This is a genomic window from Flavobacterium album, from assembly GCF_003096035.1.
Classification (GTDB): Bacteria; Bacteroidota; Bacteroidia; order Flavobacteriales; family Flavobacteriaceae; genus Flavobacterium; species Flavobacterium album.
Genome location: NZ_CP029186.1, coordinates 3108911 through 3127272, shown reverse-complemented (window position 1 = coordinate 3127272; position 18362 = coordinate 3108911). Strand labels below are relative to the sequence as shown.

The window sequence follows — 18362 nt, the reverse complement described above, 5'->3', positions numbered from 1 at the left end:
AAGGGTGGTTTTAAAAAAGAATAACCATGCTTATCAACTGCAAAGGCACGCTGGTCGATCTCTCGAAACCCAAAGTAATGGGTATACTCAATGTTACGCCCGATTCTTTTTTTGACGGTGGAAAGCATAAAGATGAAGCAAAAATGCTTGCCCACGCCGAAAAAATGCTTTACGAAAGAGCTGATTTTATTGATGTTGGCGCCTATTCCTCAAAGCCCAATGCCGAATTTGTAAGCGAAAAAGAAGAGCTGCAGCGCATTGTTCCCGTAGTGGATTTGCTGCAGAAGCATTTCCCGGAAGCCCTTATTTCTGTAGATACTTTTCGTTCGGCTGTAGCCAAATCCTGCGTGGAAAGTGGCGCAGCAATTGTGAATGATATCTCTGCCGGGATGCTGGATGACAAAATGCTGGAGACCGTTGGCAAACTGAAAGCGCCCTACATCATGATGCACATGCGGGGCACACCGCAGACCATGGTAAAGCTGACGCAGTATGATGATATCGTAAAAGAAATGCTATCTTATTTTGCGGAAAGGATCAATACCGCGAGGAACTTTGGCATCAATGATATTATTATCGACCCCGGATTCGGGTTCGCCAAGACATTGGAACAGAACTATGAGGTTCTCAATAAAATGGAGCTTTTTCAAATGACAGGCTTACCACTACTCGCAGGAATGTCGCGAAAATCAATGATATACAAGTTGCTAGGCAACACCCCGCAGGAAGCGCTGAACGGGACTACGGTTTTGAACACGATTGCTTTAAATAAAGGCGCGAATATACTGAGGGTGCATGATGTAAAGGAGGCGAAAGAAACGATTGATATTTTTAGTAAAATGAAATATGCATAGTATAGTATGAAACGAATGTTATTGCCTTTGATCTCGCTTATCATAGTAAGTTGCAAATCGGACGCGGAAATTGCCGCTTCGTATCAATGGAAATGGGGAGAGGGATTTCGCGTAGGTGATTGGATACAGTTCAGTGATAAAATGGAAGATTCAGGATATTATCTGGATACTGATACTATTTATAAAAACAGCTTACCTATAGCATTAATGCAAAGTACATCATTTCATTATGATTGTTATATTATGATAATTACTTCACTTGACGGAAAAGAAAAGGGAATATATTTCGAAAAAGGTGATGCAAAGCCAACCGACTAACAGCAGGAGTGGAGCTCAATCTAAATTCTGAAATCAAAAATCTGAAATGGTTATTGATGGTGATACGGCTCCCCCCTCAGAATAGTAAATGCCCGGTACACCTGCTCAATAAAGAACAGCCTTACCATTTGGTGGGAGAAAGTCATAGCAGATAATGATATCTTGCCTTGTGCTTTAGTATAAACCTCCTGCGAAAAGCCATAAGGCCCCCCTATAACGAATACCAGTGTTTTTATCCCTGAGTTCATCTTCTTCTGCAATTCTTCAGAAAAGCCAACGCTACTGAATGACTTGCCATTCTCATCCAAAAGAATAAGCTGGTCGGTAGGGGAGAGTTTGGATAAAATTATCTCACCCTCTTTTTCCTTTTGCTGTGCCTCACTAAGATTTTTCGCATTCTTAATATCGGGAATAACCTCTAACTCGAATTTTATGTAAAAAGACAGCCGCTTCATGTAATCGTCCATGAGATGTTGCAGGGCTTTGTTATCAGTTTTTCCTATGGCGAGTAGCCTGATGTTCATAAGTATCTGTTCAGGGTTGTAAAATTAATAAAATTAACGCCCGCCATACATTTTTTTCAGGACTATGTTCGCTACCTGCGGCCTGTAGTGCGAGTTTTCATAATAATTGCGGTAGTCGTTCGTAATGCTGTTAATGCCCGAAAGATCATATACTACATCCGGACCGAAGAGCCTCTTAAGGAAAGCAATATCCTTTGGGTTCAATTTTTCCTGGTTGTACAGCGGGTTGATCACTATTTTTAACCTGGTGCCGTGTTTTTTTAGAATGGACGAGATCTCACTCAGCATTTGTTTTTGTTTAATGCCAATACAGGCTTCCGAAACCTTCTGTATCGTATCCCGCTTATAAAAAACATTCATCCGTTCAGCGGTATAAAAAGTGCCTTCAGCTATCGATCTTTCCGTATCGGTCATTACCATCTCGTTGATCACGGCATTATACGTGAAGGGGATATCATCCAAGACATTCCCTGTCATGTATGGCTTTGGCGTTCCGGAAACTTTATAATCCACATAACCGGGCAGGAATTTACAGGTAAGGGAAGCCCTGAAAAATGTAAGGTGAAAATCGGTAAAGTTCTTATTATTTACAAGCTGAGGCGATATTTCGAATAGATGGCCTTCATTGCTTTTTGTCTGCAAAAGCAATTGCCTGTCAATGACTAAAAGTACATTTTTTAGTTTTTCCTGTTTGTTATCAATATAGGCGATCTTTTTACAAATGCCGAAAAGGGTTTCGTTCGATGCATCAAAATGGTAAGGCCTGCTCCCGGCACCAATGTATTTTTGCCATTGGGCAGCCTGATACATCATCGACCTTGAATTACCAAAAATAAAAGAGTCATAATGTTCTTTCTCATAACGGTTATCGTAATTAGCGGTGCTTATATAATCTTTGTCGAGGAACACACTTACTTTATTATAAGGCTTATAATAGGTATCATAGTGCCGCACTACCTTAAAGGGATCCAGCCATGCATAAATAGCTATTATTACCAGCAGGGGAGTAAAGAACTTTATGAGCAGGATGACTAATTTTTTCATGGCTAAAACTGGAAATAAATGAATTGCTGCTCTTTGCCGCCGTATAGAAATATAGCAGCGATCAGTAAATAATAAAATGCCCACCGGGCAGGCCTGTTCCATGTGAGTCCCAGCCTTGCAATGGCATATTGCTCTTTCCTGCCGATCCATTCAGCCAAAAGGAACAAAAAGGCTACGCCAAGTAATAGCACGCCTTGTGTTTTTTCTTCAAAATCAGGCATGTCAAAAAGGCTTTTTGAGAACACCTTCCCAACATACCTGAAAGCGTGCCCGATATTCTCTGCCCTGAAAAATATCCACGCAAAAACGGTCAGGCAAAAAGTCGTTGCCATTCCCAAGGTTTCTTTAAATGATGGGAAAAGTCCATCTCCGCCCGCAATTTCAATATTATCCCTATTGCGGCCGGTGAGCAGCAAGGGTAAAAAATATAACGCATTGAGTATCCCCCATGCAATAAAGGTCCAGTTAGCACCGTGCCAAAATCCACTCAGGATGAATATGATGAATATATTCCTTGTCTTTTTTAACGGGCTGGTCCTGCTTCCTCCAAGCGGGATATAAACATAATCCCTGAACCATCCGGAAAGCGATATGTGCCATCTGCGCCAGAATTCGGCAATATCCCGGGAGAAATACGGGTAAGCAAAATTCCGCATCAGGTCGATGCCAAACAGTCGTGCCGTGCCTAACGCTATATCAGAATATCCCGAAAAGTCCCCATATATCTGGAACGTGAAGAACAGTGCCCCAAAAGCCAGGCTGTTTCCTGAAAGGGTATCGGAATTGTCAAATATGGCATTGGCATATTTTGCACATTGGTCGGCAATGACGATCTTTTTGAAAAGCCCCCAAAGTATCTGACGGAGGCCGTACTTTATATTGTTGAGGTTAAAAATGCGCTCCCGCTTCAACTGTGGGAGCAAGTGCGTTGCCCGCTCAATAGGCCCGGCCACAAGCAATGGGAAGAAACTCACGAAGAGCGCATAATCTATAAAATTCCTTTCGGTTTTGATACGGCCTTTATAAACATCAATGACATAGGAAAGGCCATGAAAAGTATAGAAAGAGATCCCTACGGGCAATATGATATTTAATGTTGCCGGATGTACCGTAAGGCCCAAACCGGACATTGCCGTTGTGAAACTGTCAGCAAAGAAATTATAGTATTTAAAAACACCCAGAAAACATAGATTTACGGAGATGCTCAGCCAGAACCAAAACTTTTTGACCCTTTGGCTTTGCACAGCCACTATATTTAAGCCTGTAACATAATCCAATGCTGTAGAAAATAGTAAAAGAAACAGGAAACGCCAGTCCCAACAGGCATAAAAGAAATAACTGGCTGCTAGCAACAATACATTTTGCAGGTGCAGATTTTTTGGACTTATCCGCCAATACAGCAGGAATACTATGGGCAGGAAAACTGCAAAAGGTAGTGAGTTAAATAACATATTTGGCAGCGGAGATATTTAATTCATTTAATCTGGGCTTTTCTGAGTGTATCCTGAATTAGTCTTTGATATTCAAATACTTTTTAATCCTCGCATCATATCTTGGATCTGAACCAAAACCATCATTTGGAAGTCCAAATTCCAGTTCAAAGCTCCAATTCGGATATGTTAAAACACGATCACATACATGGGATGATAACGGATGCCATAGCCAAAAACCATAAATCGGTTCATCATTAATTACAAATACAACCGGCAATCCATCCATTGGGATATCTAATTTACGTACCTTCTCTCTCCCAGTATCATTTAAGATAAATTGCTGTTTTTCCCAATCAAAATGGTCAATATCGGTGGTTTTCAATAATGGCTCACCTGACAAAATTTCTTTGCTGATATCGAAACAATTATTGCAGTCCTTCTCGGAATTATTGATAGTTTTAATTGTATAAATTTCGATTCCTTTATCTTGGGAATATAAATTTAGGCCGATAAACAACAAAAAGATAATATGCTTTTTCATCGATTCTATTTTACTGATATACACTGAGCCTCAGAACCTAAGCCACTCAGGAACTTACTAAAGAAATAAACTCATCCTCACTAATGATCTTTACACCCAGCTGATTTGCTTTTTCCAATTTCGCAGGGCCCATATTGTCACCGGCAATCACATAGTCGGTTTTAGATGATATAGAGCTGCCAACTTTGCCGCCATTATCTTCTATCGCTTTTTTCAGTTCATCGCGTGAGAATTTGGCAAAAACACCCGATACCACAAATATTTTGCCGGCAAGCATGTCGCTTACGCTTGTATCGGCAGCAGTGGTTTCCAGTTGTACACCATAGCTTTTCAGGCGTTCTACAAGCTTGCGGTTCTCTTCATTTTCAAAAAACTCAATAACACTTTGCGCAATGCGTTCTCCGATCTCATCAACCAAAACCAAATCCATTAACGAGGCATTCGCCAGATTGTCAATGTTTTTGTAGTGTTTTGCCAGTTTTTTGGCAACGGTTTCGCCCACGTAACGTATCCCAAGGGCATACAGCACGCGCTCGAACGGGATTTGCTTCGATGCGGCAATACCATTGATAAGGTTCTCCGCCGACTTATCTGCCATGCGCTCCAGTGGGACAACTTGTTCTTTTTTCAGTTCATAGAGGTCGGCATAATTGTGCACCAGGTCTGAATTATATAGCAACGCCACGGTTTCGCCGCCAAGGCCCTCGATATCCATCGCCTTTCGCGAAATATAATGCTGTATGCGCCCGATTATCTGCGGAGGGCAGCCATAGTAGTTAGGGCAGTAGTGCTGTGCTTCGCCTTCTTTGCGTTCCAGTTCCGTAAAGCACTCCGGGCATTTTTCAATATAAATAGTTGGTTTTGAATCTTCCGGCCTTTTTGTAAAATCAACCGCAATGATTTTAGGGATGATCTCGCCGCCTTTTTCTACAAATACTTCATCGCCTTCACGGATGTCCAGCTTTTCAATCTGGTCGGCGTTGTGGAGTGACGCACGTTTTACGGTCGTACCGCCAAGCTGTACAGGTTCCAGATTCGCAACCGGGGTTATCGCACCGGTACGGCCCACCTGGTAGGTAATTGAATTTAGCCTGGTAGAAACGCGTTCCGCCTTAAACTTGTATGCAATAGCCCAGCGTGGCGACTTGGAGGTATAGCCCAGTTCCTCCTGCTGGTGGATATCGTTCACTTTTATTACCACACCATCGGTTTCATACGGCAGTTCATGGCGGTGTATGTCCCAATGGCCTATGAATTGCATCACTTCTTCCATATTTTTGGCAAGGCGTGCTTCCTTAGGGACTTTAAAGCCCCAATGGCGCGCTTTGTCAAGGCCTTCAAACTGCGTAGCGACAGGAAGGTTATTGCCAATAAGAGAATACAATAAACAATCCAGCGGGCGTTTGGCCACTTCAGCGCTATCCTGCAGCTTTAGGGAGCCCGATGCGGTATTACGCGGATTGGCGTAGGCCGTACCGCCATTAGCCAGGATGTCCTGGTTCATTTTGGCAAACCCTTCAAGCGGGAGGATGATCTCCCCGCGAATCTCGAATTTTTCAGGGTAGTCGCCTTTTAGCTTAAGCGGAACAGCGCGTATGGTCTTTATATTGGTAGTCACTTCATCGCCCTGAAAACCGTCGCCACGTGTTACTGCCCGACTTAGTTTCCCGTTTTCATAAGTAATGCTTATGGAAGCGCCGTCGTATTTCAGCTCGCAGGTGTACTGCACATTATCGGTTCCTAAGCCCCGGTGCACACGTTTTTCCCATTCCAGCAGCTCCTCTTTGGAATAGCTGTTGTCCAGTGAATACATGCGGTATTCGTGTGCTATCGTATTGAAGTTTTTGGTAACCGCACCGCCCACACGCAGGGTAGGAGAGTCGGCATCATAATATTCAGGATGCTTTGCCTCCAGATCCTGAAGTTCTTTGAGTTTGATGTCAAACTCAAAGTCGGATATGGTCGGGGCATCAAGTACGTAGTAATTATGGTTGTGCTGGTTGAGTTCTTCCCGAAGGGCGTTTATCTGCTGTTCGATGTTCATTGGCTGAAATTTGTTTGCCCCGCTAATTTAGCCAAGTTTTTTGAAAAAGCTGCAAAGTTGCTGAGGTTCTTAGTCGCTAAGATGCTAAGTAACTAATAACCTCAATAACTCAGCACTTAAGGCTCTCAGCCCCTTCCTCTAAAACATATCCTCCAGTTGCTTATAAAGCGTACCGTCGCTCAAAATAGCGCCCTGCTCGATAAGGCTGAATATCTCATCGTTCCTTTCCTGGCTGAAAGGCTTCGCGCCACGCTGGATTTGTACTTCATCCGAAAAGATATTTTCATTGAGCCATTGCAGGCCGCCTTCTGTAAGGAAATCGGCTATGGGAGTATGTGCATGGATAACGATGCTTTCCATTTTTTCCTGGTCGAGCTTGAACAGGAAGATATGATTTTTAGAATAATGTTCCAGCCATTCCGCTTTGGAAACCACGTTTTCCCATATCAGGTCAGAGAACACATCGATCTCCTGTTCGGCTACTTCAGGTTTTTCTTTTTTCAGGGTATCCCATTCGGTTTTATCTATAGACTGCGATGCCAGGAAGTTTATGAATTCCGGGTGCAGTTCTTCAAGCTGTTCTTTTGTAAGTCGTGCGTATTTCATTGTGCGTTCTAAAGTTTCAGAGTGGCAAAGTTACAAAGTAGTATGTGTATGTAAAACAAAAAAGCCTCCCAAAAGGAAGGCTTTCTATATATATTCAGAAAATTATTTTTCCTGTTCAGCAACGATCTCGTAAGGAAGGTCAACGATCACATCCCTGTGAAGCCTGATGCTTGCAGAGTATTTGCCGGTACGCTTAACGATACCGCTTGTGATGAATTTCCTGTCGATAGGCTGTCCTGCTTTTTCAAGCGCTTCTGCGATATCAGCATTGGTTACAGAACCAAATAGTTTTTCGCCGCCTGCTTTTGCAGTTAGTTTTATCTCAAGTGCTTTAAGCGCTTCAGCAGTCGCTTTTGCCTCGTTTACAATCTTTTGCTCTTTAAAAGCCCTTTGTTTAAGGTTTTCAGCCAAAACTTTTTTAGCTGAAGGCGTTGCCATTTGGGCAAATCCTTGTGGAATTAGGAAGTTACGGCCATATCCGGCTTTCACGGTAACTACATCATCTTTAAAACCTAAATTCTGTACGTCTTGTTTAAGTATAAGTTCCATAATATTGACTCCTTTTTATTTTAATAAATCAGCCACATATGGCATTAATGCTAAATGACGTGCCCTCTTTACAGCTACAGATACTTTCCTTTGGTATTTTAGGGAAGTCCCTGTTAAACGGCGCGGAAGCAATTTCCCCTGCTCGTTTACGAATTTCAATAGGAAATCAGGGTCTTTGTAATCTACATATTTGATACCTGATTTTTTGAAACGGCAATACTTTTTAGTCTTGTTCGTTTCTATGTTCAAAGGCGTAAGATACCTGATATCCCCGTCTTTTTTTCCTTTAGCTGACTGCTCTATATTTGACATGATTAGTTGGCTGCTTTAGTTTTTAATTTTTCTCTTCTTCTTTCTGCCCATGAGATGGCGTGCTTGTCAAGGCTTACGGTTAAGAAACGCATTACCCTTTCGTCACGACGGAATTCGGTTTCAAAGCCGATAAGGATCTCGCCCGGAGCCTGGAATTGCAATAGTGTGTAAAATCCGCTTTTCTTGTGCTGGATCTCGTAAGCCAATTTTTTCAATCCCCAGTCTTCTTTTGCAACGATCTGGGCACCTCTTGAAGTAAGATAATCTTCAAACTTGCTTACTGTTTCCTTTACCTGGGTTTCAGATAAAACGGGATTCAAGATGAAAACAGTTTCATAGTGATTCATAATAAAAATATTTATTTGTTATAAAATTGGGTGCAAATGTAATTATTTATATTTAATGCGCAAGAGGTAATTTTGCTTTTTTTGGAATTGTTAAAAATGATTTTTTGTTTATATTTGTCTTATCCCAAACTAAAAAAACGAAACAAAATTACTGAACATTATAAACAGAGCATGACAAATGAAACTTAACTGTGTTGTTGTTGATGATAGCACAATACATAGGATTACTGTAGCAAAACTGGTTAATGAGCATCCCGACCTGACGCTCGTTGGAGATTTTTCCAATGCTTCAGATGCCCGTAACTGCATCCTTAACAAAAGCGTCGATCTCCTGTTCCTGGATATAGAAATGCCGGTACAAACAGGGTTCGACCTGCTCGATGGACTCAAATCAAGGCCGCAGATCATCTTTGTATCGTCAAAATCAGATTATGCCCTTAAGGCTTTTGATTACGCCGCTGTCGATTATTTGCATAAGCCCGTCAATAAGGAGCGTTTTTACAAGGCAGTGCAAAAGGCTATTGAAATGCACCAGATGAAAAATGACGGTGCCGAAGAGGAGGCCGAATTTATTTTTGTAAAAAGCAACCTCAAGAACTTCAAGGTTTATATCTCAAAAATAAAATGGATAGAGGCTTTCGGGGATTATGTAAAGATCAATACCGAAGACGATACGCACCTGGTGCTCTCTACCATGAAATCTTTTGAAAACGACCTGCCGCCAGATAAATTCCTGAGGGTTCATAAATCCTTTATCATCAATATTGATAAGGTGCAGCGTTTCAACAGCAAATTTGCAGAAATAGGCAAAACACAGATACCCCTGAGCCGCAATAAAAAAGAAGACCTTGCTAACGCACTCAACAAACCGTCCTAGAATCCCCTTACCTAAAAAAACAATAATACAGGCATATAGTTTTCTATATGCCTGTATTGTTATAACTAATACGGGTCGGCATTAAGTGTCACCTTTACTGCCCTGTATTGTGATACGGCATCAAAGCTTGAGAGCACCCTTTGTATCGCTTTTTTGGTGCCTCCCAGCGCGGCACCTTGTGGGATCTTGATCATTATGGTACGGATGTATTCATTGCGTATCCTGTTGATGCCCGGCTCTTCCGGCCCCAGCACCGTTACGCCAAGCTGTTGCGACAACACATTGAACAGCCAAATTGCCGCCTCTTTTACTTTCTCATAATCCTTATGCCGCAATGTAATCCGTACAAGCCTGAAGAACGGAGGATATTTAAAATTATGCCTTTCATATAGCTGCTCCTTGTACATGCCTTCATAATCATTATCGGTCACCTGGCGAATGATATTATACAGTGGGTTATACGTTTGTATCAAAACTTTACCACGCTGGTCTTTCCGCCCGGCACGCCCCGCAACCTGAACCATCATTTGGTAAGCGCGCTCAAATGCACGGAAATCCGGTTGGTACAGCATGTTGTCTGCATTCATTATCCCCACGAGCGCAACATTATCAAAATGCAGCCCCTTTGCCAGCATCTGGGTACCTACCAAAATATCAATTTCCCTGTTCTTAAACGAATCGATTATCTTTTCGTAGTCATGCTTGCCCCGGGTAGTATCCTGGTCCATGCGCCACGAATGCTTATCGGGGAACAATGTTTTAAGCTCGAGTTCTATCTGCTCGGTACCAAATCCCTTGGTATCGAGGTCGGGCGACTGGCACTTATGGCAGTGCGTGGGCTTGGCAATGTGGTGGCCGCAATAATGGCAGCGCAGCTGGTTTTTATATTTATAGTAGGTAAGGCTAACATCGCATTGTGGGCATTGCGGAACATGCCCGCAGGTCAGGCATTCTACCCAGGGCGAGTAGCCGCGGCGGTTCTGGAACAGGATGACCTGCTTGCCATTGGCCAGCGTTTCGGCAATGGTTTCGATCATAAAATCGCTGAAGTGCCCGGTCATCTGCTTGCGCTTGTATTTGTCTTTCAAGTCAATGAGGATGATTTCAGGCGGCATTACCTTACCGAAGCGTTCCTTCAGTTCTACATAGCCATACTTGCCGCCGGACGCGTTGTAATACGTTTCTATAGAGGGTGTTGCCGACCCCAGTAAAACTTTAGCCTTATGGGCATTCGCCAAAACGATGGCCGCATCACGTGCATGGTAGCGTGGAGCCGGGTCCTGCTGCTTAAAAGTTGGCTCATGCTCTTCGTCGATGATGATAAGCCCCAGGTTTTGGAAGGGCAGGAACAAGGCAGAACGCGCCCCGATGACGACTTTTGCCGTTTCGGATGCAGACAGCACCTGGTTCCAGGTTTCTACCCGTTCGTTATTATTATACTTACTGTGGAATACTGCTACCTGGTTGCCAAAGTAGGCGGTAAGCCGTACTACAAGCTGTGTCGTAAGCGCGATTTCCGGAAGGAGGTACAGTACCTGTTGGCCGGAATTTATATATTCTTCAATGAGCTTAATATAGATCTCGGTCTTGCCGCTCGACGTAATGCCATGAAGCAGTGTAACATCTTTTTGCCCAAAGCTTTTCTTTATTTCGTCAAATGCTTCTTTTTGTTTGTGACTGAGGCCAAAGCCTGCATTATTATCGCCCTCAAACTGTACGCGGTCTTCATCCAGGAAATATTCTTCAAAGATGTTTTTGTCTATCAAAGACTTTATGACTGTAGAATTTATCCCCGAATCATTAAGCTTTTTAGCAGTAATGGGTTTTTTTTCCGATGCCTGAAGCTGGAAATACTGCATCACGGCCTCGCGCTGTTTAGGTGCCTTAGATAACAATTCCATCAATTCAGCAAGCTGTTCTTCCCGCAGGAATTCTTCCGGCAGGCGGATGTAACGTATGGTCTTGGGCTTGTACTTTTCAGATATTTCCTCCTGTATAGCCACCACATTTTTTGCAATCAGCCGGTTAATGATAGGAAGGATTGTTTTTTTATTAAGTATGGAAGTAACTTCCTGTATCTTCAATGCCGATTGCTGTTGCAGGGCTTCATAAATAAGATATTCGTCATCAGTAAGTTCTCCGCTTTCGACATCGAAATCCTGGAGTGATGTAATGATCGTATCGCTTTCCAGCAAAAAACCACTTGGCATTGCCGACTTGTACACCTCACCAATGCTGCACATGTAATAATTCGCTACCCATTGCCAGTGCGCAAGCTGTATTTTAGTTACTAAAGGTTCATCGTCGAGAATTTGGTGGATTTCCTTTGCTTCGTAAAGTAATGGTGCATTTTGATGCAATTCAGTAACTAAGCCTGTATAGATCTTATTTTTAACTGGTACCGCGACACGCATACCGGGTTTAAGGAAGCCATATTCTCCTTGTGTGATAGAGTAGGTGAGTGGCTTAGTCAGGTTTAATGGCAGGATTACTTCGATGAAATATGGCATATACAGGATGTGAGTGGGTTATATACCACAAAGATAATAAAAAGCTCCTAACCCCGAAGGTGAGAGTTTTGCAGATTCAATGCGATAGCCGACAAAACAACTGCCATTTCCCAATAGCCCCGATAGAGCCGGTATCCTGCCGCAGCCTGCGAAGGCAGATAAAGGCGACAGCGGGACAGGCGATAACAAAGAACCGCTTAAACCTGCTACAAAAAAGCACCTCCGTTTCCGAAAGTGCTTTAGGTATTTAGGATATTTTAGATTCTGAAATAAGATTCTTCACTGCGCTGAGCTTCGTTCAGAATGACAAACTGAAAACTATTTAACCCTTGACCATGTCTGGGTACGGCCCAAAAGCGAGATGCCCATGTATCCGCGAACATTAAGCTTGTCCTTGCCATCGAGCTCTATGGTACAGCTGTATAGCTTACCTTTACTTGGGTCGAGGATGTCACCATCGGTCCATTCATCGCCATCTTTTGTAAGGCCTTTAATAATTACAAGGCCAAGGATAGGCTTATCTTTATCAGCGCCCTTGCATTTAGTGCAGGTAGCGTTCTTTTTGGCGGGGTTGAGTATTTCAACCACTTTGCCATACACCTTGCCATCTTTCTCGTAGATCTCTACGATAGATTTTGCTTCACCGGTTTCGTCGTCAACGGTTTTCCATCGGCCCGTGACTTGTGCCTGTACAGAAAAAATTCCCGCAACGGCAACAAACAGAAGGGTTAATAATGCTTTCTTCATAATTTAAAGTTGTTAATTTGTTAAATATATAAATTTTTTCGTTTTAATTTATGGATAAGCGCATTTAATTCGAATCCAAGCAGGAGAATAAAACAGTTAATCCATATATACAGCATCAATACAAGTAGCGTGCCAATAGATCCGTACAGCTTATTGTACTGCGCGAATTGCGAAACGTAAATACTAAACCCGAACGAGGTTAAGCCAAACAAAACCGTACTGAACACCGATCCGTAGCTGAAGAAAGCGGCCTGCCGGGTCTCTTTGGCGGCAAACTTAAACAGCAGCGATGTTGTGGTAAGTATCATGAGTATCAGGATCAGGTAGCGCACCAGCCTGAGCAACCACACATCGTCATTGAGCCAGCCATGGTTGGTCAGCGTTTGGATAAAATACTCCAATATTACGATTGATGCCACCGTGATGATAAGTATGATGGCAAAAACGAGCGACAGGCCGATGGCGAGCGCATACTGCCTGAAATAAGTCCGTTTTATAGTAATGTGCATGCTGTTCTGGAAACCGCTCAGGATGGCATTCATACCGTTGCTCATCAGGAGGATGGCCAGCACGATACCGAAGGAAAGCAGGTTGGCCTTTTTATCGGTCATGATATCGGTGATGATGTCTGCTATGGCATCGTAGGTGTTGGGTGGCACGTTGTCATGCACGAACAACATAAAGTCTTCCTTAAAGCCTTGTAGCGGGATGTACGGAATGAGGTTGAACAGGAACAATGTGAACGGGAACAGCGACATAAAGAAGCTGAACGCAATGGCCCCGGCCCGGTAGGAGATATCGCCATTGACGATACCGGTAATGTAGAGCTCGACAAGGTGATACAGCGTAAGCCCTTCGCTATAAGGCAGCTTTATGCTTTTGCCGAAGCGCACAAGATGCTTTATAACGGGTATCCGTTCGAGCCTGTGTTCGAGTTCTACCGACATTTAGAATGCTTTTAGGCTAAGGTCCATATTGTAGATGGAGTGGGTGAGCGCACCCGAGGAAATATAGTCCACACCGCATTCGGCATAGTGGCGCATCGTGTCCTCATTGATGCCGCCCGAAGATTCCGTCTGGCAATAGTCGCCTATGATCGCAACAGCTTCACGTGTAGTCTCATAATCGAAGTTATCAAGCAGGATACGGTACACACCCGGGTTGCTTATGATCTCACGGACTTCTTCCAGGCTGCGTGCCTCCACTATAATTTTCAGGTCGAGGTTATTTGCCTTCAGGTATTCGTGTGTCTTTTGGATGGCAGGGGTAATGCCCCCGGCAAAGTCGATATGGTTGTCTTTGAGCATCACCATGTCGTATAGCGCAAAGCGGTGGTTTTCGCCGCCGCCTATCTTCACGGCCCATTTTTCGAGGGCGCGGATGCCGGGCGTAGTCTTACGGGTATCGAGTATTTTGGTACCTGTCCCTTCAAGGATATCGACATATTTTTTGGTTTTGGTAGCAATGGCGCTCATACGCTGCATGGCATTGAGCACCAGTCTTTCAGCTTTAAGGATGCTCTGCGAGCTGCCTGACACATGGAATGCGATATCGCCATATTTTACAGGCGTACCGTCTTTTATAAAAACCTCGATTTCAAGGTTGGGGTCGACATACTTAAATACCTGCTGCACAAAGTCCACGCCGGCCAGGATGCCGTTGTCTTTAACGATCAGTTTGGCGCGACCTGTGGCAGTGGCGGGTATACAGGCAATGGATGAGTAGTCGCCGGGGCCAACATCTTCACGTATGGCATTGGCTATGATAAGGTCGAGTTCGTGCTGGAATTGGGTATTCGAGATCATTGGATTTGTTTGTAGGGCTAAGGTACAATTATTTTTTTAATGGGATTTAAATACAAAATTTACTACGATTAATTAAAAATGTTAAATTGCGTTTATTAAATTAATATAATGGAAGCGAATAATACAGACGAAATAAAATTATATAAGCTTAATTATAAAGCGATTACAATGCTTATTTTAGCATTTTTGGCGTTGTTGTTTTCATTTATAGCTCCATACTTTTTTGTTAAATTTTCAATTATAGATTTAACTGACACAGGAGAGATTGGAGATACATTAGGCGGAATTATGAATCCATTTATTGCCATAGGAGGTGTTCTGTTAACATACTTAGCTTTTTATATGCAATTTCAAGCTAATAAACTCCAAAGAGAACAGTTTTTAAAGCAGTTAGAAGAAGATAAAATTCAGTTTAAGATTGAGTTAGGAGAACAGCAGGAGCAATTTAAAAAGACCCAGTTTGAAAATCAATTTTATGAAATGATTAGACTTCATAGAGAAAATGTAGATGAATTGAATTTTAATGGAGAAAAATTAGCTGAAAATGATGATTCATTGTTCATTGAAAAAATTGTTTATGAAGGGAAATCTGTTTTCAAAGTGATTTTTAACCAATTTATAATATGTGGAAATGAATTAAGTCCATTTGTGAAATTTAATTCTGTATATATTGATGATTATAAGAATAAATTATTAAATGAACCATATATTAAAGATAATAATATCAGTCTTGCTCTTTTAGCTAAAATTGATATTTGTTATAGTATAGTATTTTATGGTTTAAGTGCTGAAGGTATTTTAGTTTTGAAACATATTTTTAAAGATAAATATCGTTCAGATATTATTGATTTGGTAATTAATTATCTAAGCTTAAAACCGGCTTTCGATGAACAAATATTTACAAAATGGAATATTATAAAAAATGCAGGAACAAGGACAAAGAAAAAAAAATTGGTAACAGCGGTTTACGAATGGCGTAAAAACCGCAATATACCGAATGATTCAGCATACACTGAAATTGAAAACTATCATAATAGATATATTAAATATTATGGTGGACATCAATTTAGAATAGGACATTATTATCGTCATTTATATCAAATGGTAAGTTATGTAAATAATCAAACAAATATTGATTATAAAGAAAAATATAATTATGTCAAAATTTTACGGGCACAGCTATCGACATATGAACAGGCAATCTTTTTCGCAAATAGTTTGTCAAAAATGGGTGAATCTTGGGAATTTAAACCAGAAATTGATTTTGATTTAAAAGATTTCATGAAACATGATTTTGAACTTATAACTAAATATAATCTCATAAAAAATATTCCTGGGGATACAATCTATGGTGTTAATTTTAAGCAGTTTTACCCCAATATTCAGTATGAAGGTGATTCATCAGCAAAGAAAAGGGTAATTTATAAATAGGAATTAAAATATTTTAAACTATGACTGCCTCTAATTTTTTCGACAAAAAATCCTAGCTATTTGGACTACGGGTGGTAAAGGAAAAAGTGGAACTTTAAGAGAATTTGCTACATTACTTCTTAGTACTTACCCTGTCCATACGCCAATTTTTCCAGTACCGTTATTAATACATACAATCAATTATTTCAGATTGATTGTAGAAATAAAGGAATAATAATAGGAATGGAAACTCAAGGAGATCCAAATACGGGATTGCAACATAGATTAATTGAGTTAACTGATGTTTTTCGATGTGATGTTATACTATGTACTACAAGAACACGGGGAGAAACAGTTGAATTTATATCTTATACAAGAGGTTATCAAACCATTTGGACTTCAACATATCAAATCACGAACGCAAGTCAACACAATTTAGTTAACCAATTAAAGCCAGACATATTTTAGATCTTTTGCAATCACTTGGGATTATTATTTAAACTTAATCTAGTCCTTGAATTTCACTTATATTAACATATGCAATAATAAATTCATTTCACATCACACCCCCTTGTAAACCTGAGACAACGTTATCAAAACAATAGCCAACAAAGCCAAAACAATCCCCATATAATTCCATTTTGATAGTTTTTCCTTGAAAATAAAGATACCGGCAATGCTGCCTACAACGATGACGCCCATATTCATGGCGGCAAAAACGGTTGAAGGGTTCTCGGCGAACTCTTTATGGGCCTTAAGGTAGAACAGGATATTGCCAAAGTTGAATATGCCCACCAACGCACCAAAAGCCAGGCTCATAAGCTTAAGGCTTATTTTAAGGATAATGACCTGGTAGAGTACAACCAACATGGTTACTGCCAGCGAACCGCAAAAAATAAAGAATAAAGATGTGGTATAGCTTGGCGAAGGCAATATCGCGACGTGCTTAAAAAGCACATCGATAATACCGAACCCAAATAAAACGAGCACGGGAAACATCCAGTTGCGGCTGGGGCTTTCTTCCTTCTTTTTAGCAAGTATGAGCAGTATGGCCGGGAATCCTACGGCAAGGCCTGCAAGTTTCAGCGTACTGAAATTTTCCCTGAATATAAGCCATGCAGCGATAATGGGTATAAACAGCGAAAGCCTTTGGGCGGCATCCGTCCTTACGATACCCATGTGCTTTATGGATGTAGCCATTAAATGAAAGATCGACGGGAGCAGGATTACCAGTGGCGTATAAAGGCTCCAGTGTGCTTTGGGAGCGGCCATCGAAAGGTCGGGGTTGAAAAAAATGTAGCAGAGTATAAGTGCAAAAACATAGTTCCAGGTTACGATCTGGGTAGTGCACGTATCATGCTTTTTTGAAATCTTAAAAATGGCGCCAACCGTTACGCTGCAGATAATACTAAGTATCAGGTATATCATTATAAATTATCTTATGAAATAAGGCTTGTTATTAAAGTGTATGAACGCAGCCACTAAAAGCTATGATTATTGTTTCGCGTTATTATATATCTCGGTAAGGTCGGTCTCTACCCCGGAGTATTTGAAATATTTTTGGGTGTAGAGTATCGAGTTGTAATATATTTCTTTTGTTACAGCCGACATTCCCTTTTCGGCAGTGGCCATAAAGTGGCACATCAGCCAATTATAATATTCCTTTAGGTTTGTCGTTGTATAGGAAGCCATTCCATGATCGAAGGGGTATTCAAAATCCTCAAAATCGAAGTAGGTAAACGTATAATAGGCCTTTCCGTTAAATTGCGGCATACGGGCAGCGAACTCCATGATCTTATCGGGGTTCTTTACATTGTTAAGCAAGATGAAACGCTGCGTGAACGGCTTTATAATGTTCAGGAAAAAGATCGCTTTTTCAGTTTGGTTTTTAAGGTTGTAACTTTGTATGTCGAGGTTAATCGCACTAAAGTCTTTTTCGTTGAACATCATTGATATTCCCCGGTCCAGCTCATCATAATAGTTATCTACCAGCCAGCGCTCATCGATAGGTTTGCCCAGGATATCTTTGGCAACATCTGTATTCGGACGTGGGTTTTTGTTATCTTTCTGCATATTGTTCCCAATCTCGCGTAATACGTACCAAAGCTGTAGTTCTTCATTATCGGGGCGGGTAAGGTGACGGGCACTCAAAAGCGCTGTATCATTGCCGTCGAGAAGTGTGAGCACATCAACGATATGGGCGAGTTTTGGTGTGCGGAGTTTTGTGAGCGACCTGTCAAAATCCTTTCCATTTGCCATATAATCTTTTGAGCGGATCTCGCCAATAGCGACCAGGTTTTTAAAATCGGAGTCAGTGAGTTTTACCTGTGAGTTGACAGTAAATACACCGAGCAGGAACAGCCCGGCAATTAAATTTTTCATAAAACATTTTTCTTTAGCGGATATTACAAAAATAGCTTTTAAATTTAATACAGCAACCT

The 18362-nt window shown here is 41.6% G+C and carries 19 protein-coding genes; 4 read left to right on the top strand and 15 right to left on the bottom strand.

Annotation, left to right across the window (positions count from 1 at the left end; all coding sequences use genetic code 11):
- Window positions 1–26 precede the first annotated feature (26 nt).
- Both folP and HYN59_RS14230 read left to right on the top strand, forming a co-directional pair.
- Window positions 27–854, top strand: coding sequence for a dihydropteroate synthase (gene folP / locus HYN59_RS14235; RefSeq protein WP_108778919.1), 828 nt, complete (start codon window positions 27–29; stop codon window positions 852–854).
- A 6-nt stretch (window positions 855–860) separates the two neighbouring features.
- Window positions 861–1172 carry a hypothetical protein gene (locus HYN59_RS14230; protein ID WP_146185949.1) on the top strand — a complete coding sequence of 104 codons (312 nt, stop codon included), beginning with the start codon at window positions 861–863 and terminating at the stop codon, window positions 1170–1172.
- Between the two features lie 50 nt (window positions 1173–1222).
- On the opposite strand, the gene rlmH is transcribed toward HYN59_RS14230, so the two are convergent.
- From rlmH to rpsF, 9 genes are all read right to left on the bottom strand, one after another.
- Window positions 1223–1696 carry a 23S rRNA (pseudouridine(1915)-N(3))-methyltransferase RlmH gene (rlmH, locus tag HYN59_RS14225; protein ID WP_108778917.1) on the bottom strand — a complete coding sequence of 158 codons (474 nt, stop codon included), beginning with the start codon at window positions 1694–1696 and terminating at the stop codon, window positions 1223–1225.
- A 33-nt stretch (window positions 1697–1729) separates the two neighbouring features.
- Window positions 1730–2740, bottom strand: coding sequence for a hypothetical protein (locus HYN59_RS14220; protein WP_108778916.1), 1011 nt, complete (start codon window positions 2738–2740; stop codon window positions 1730–1732).
- Window positions 2741–2742: 2 nt separating this feature from the next.
- On the bottom strand, window positions 2743–4191 hold the full coding sequence (locus tag HYN59_RS14215; protein WP_108778915.1) for an MBOAT family O-acyltransferase: 1449 nt from the start codon (window positions 4189–4191) through the stop codon (window positions 2743–2745).
- A gap of 58 nt (window positions 4192–4249) precedes the next feature.
- The gene (locus HYN59_RS14210) at window positions 4250–4714 is read right to left on the bottom strand and encodes a hypothetical protein (protein WP_146185948.1); all 465 of its coding nucleotides are present in this window, start codon (window positions 4712–4714) and stop codon (window positions 4250–4252) included.
- A gap of 46 nt (window positions 4715–4760) precedes the next feature.
- On the bottom strand, window positions 4761–6758 hold the full coding sequence (gene ligA, locus HYN59_RS14205) for an NAD-dependent DNA ligase LigA (protein ID WP_108778913.1): 1998 nt from the start codon (window positions 6756–6758) through the stop codon (window positions 4761–4763).
- A gap of 138 nt (window positions 6759–6896) precedes the next feature.
- Entirely contained in the window at window positions 6897–7364 is a 468-nt protein-coding gene (locus HYN59_RS14200; protein WP_108778912.1) for a DUF6495 family protein, read from the bottom strand.
- Between the two features lie 102 nt (window positions 7365–7466).
- Window positions 7467–7913 (bottom strand): 50S ribosomal protein L9, encoded by a 447-nt coding sequence (gene rplI / locus HYN59_RS14195; RefSeq protein WP_108778911.1) that lies wholly within the window; start codon window positions 7911–7913, stop codon window positions 7467–7469.
- A 15-nt stretch (window positions 7914–7928) separates the two neighbouring features.
- A complete protein-coding gene (gene rpsR, locus HYN59_RS14190) occupies window positions 7929–8225 on the bottom strand; it encodes a 30S ribosomal protein S18 (RefSeq protein WP_108778910.1) in 297 nt (98 codons plus the stop codon).
- A gap of 2 nt (window positions 8226–8227) precedes the next feature.
- Window positions 8228–8572, bottom strand: a complete 345-nt coding sequence (gene rpsF, locus HYN59_RS14185; RefSeq protein ID WP_108778909.1) for a 30S ribosomal protein S6 — start codon at window positions 8570–8572, stop codon at window positions 8228–8230.
- 178 nt (window positions 8573–8750) lie between these two features.
- Here rpsF and HYN59_RS14180 point away from each other — a divergent pair, with 178 nt between their 5' ends.
- The gene (locus tag HYN59_RS14180) at window positions 8751–9449 is read left to right on the top strand and encodes a LytR/AlgR family response regulator transcription factor (protein WP_108778908.1); all 699 of its coding nucleotides are present in this window, start codon (window positions 8751–8753) and stop codon (window positions 9447–9449) included.
- Between the two features lie 65 nt (window positions 9450–9514).
- Here HYN59_RS14180 and priA read toward each other — a convergent pair whose 3' ends face one another.
- From priA to nadC, 4 genes are all read right to left on the bottom strand, one after another.
- Window positions 9515–11959 carry a replication restart helicase PriA gene (priA, locus tag HYN59_RS14175; RefSeq protein WP_108778907.1) on the bottom strand — a complete coding sequence of 815 codons (2445 nt, stop codon included), beginning with the start codon at window positions 11957–11959 and terminating at the stop codon, window positions 9515–9517.
- 318 nt (window positions 11960–12277) lie between these two features.
- Window positions 12278–12706, bottom strand: a complete 429-nt coding sequence (locus HYN59_RS14170; protein ID WP_108778906.1) for a DUF2147 domain-containing protein — start codon at window positions 12704–12706, stop codon at window positions 12278–12280.
- Window positions 12707–12726: 20 nt separating this feature from the next.
- Window positions 12727–13653 carry a YihY/virulence factor BrkB family protein gene (locus tag HYN59_RS14165; RefSeq protein WP_108778905.1) on the bottom strand — a complete coding sequence of 309 codons (927 nt, stop codon included), beginning with the start codon at window positions 13651–13653 and terminating at the stop codon, window positions 12727–12729.
- Window positions 13654–14511, bottom strand: a complete 858-nt coding sequence (gene nadC, locus HYN59_RS14160; protein WP_108778904.1) for a carboxylating nicotinate-nucleotide diphosphorylase — start codon at window positions 14509–14511, stop codon at window positions 13654–13656.
- Window positions 14512–14619: 108 nt separating this feature from the next.
- On the opposite strand from nadC, the gene HYN59_RS14155 reads away from it, so the two are divergent.
- A complete protein-coding gene (locus HYN59_RS14155; protein ID WP_108778903.1) occupies window positions 14620–15942 on the top strand; it encodes a putative phage abortive infection protein in 1323 nt (440 codons plus the stop codon).
- 540 nt (window positions 15943–16482) lie between these two features.
- Here the strand turns inward: HYN59_RS14155 and HYN59_RS14150 are convergent.
- Window positions 16483–17349 (bottom strand): EamA family transporter, encoded by an 867-nt coding sequence (locus HYN59_RS14150; protein WP_108778902.1) that lies wholly within the window; start codon window positions 17347–17349, stop codon window positions 16483–16485.
- Between the two features lie 66 nt (window positions 17350–17415).
- Window positions 17416–18303, bottom strand: coding sequence for a hypothetical protein (locus HYN59_RS14145; RefSeq protein WP_146185947.1), 888 nt, complete (start codon window positions 18301–18303; stop codon window positions 17416–17418).
- Window positions 18304–18362: the final 59 nt, after the last annotated feature.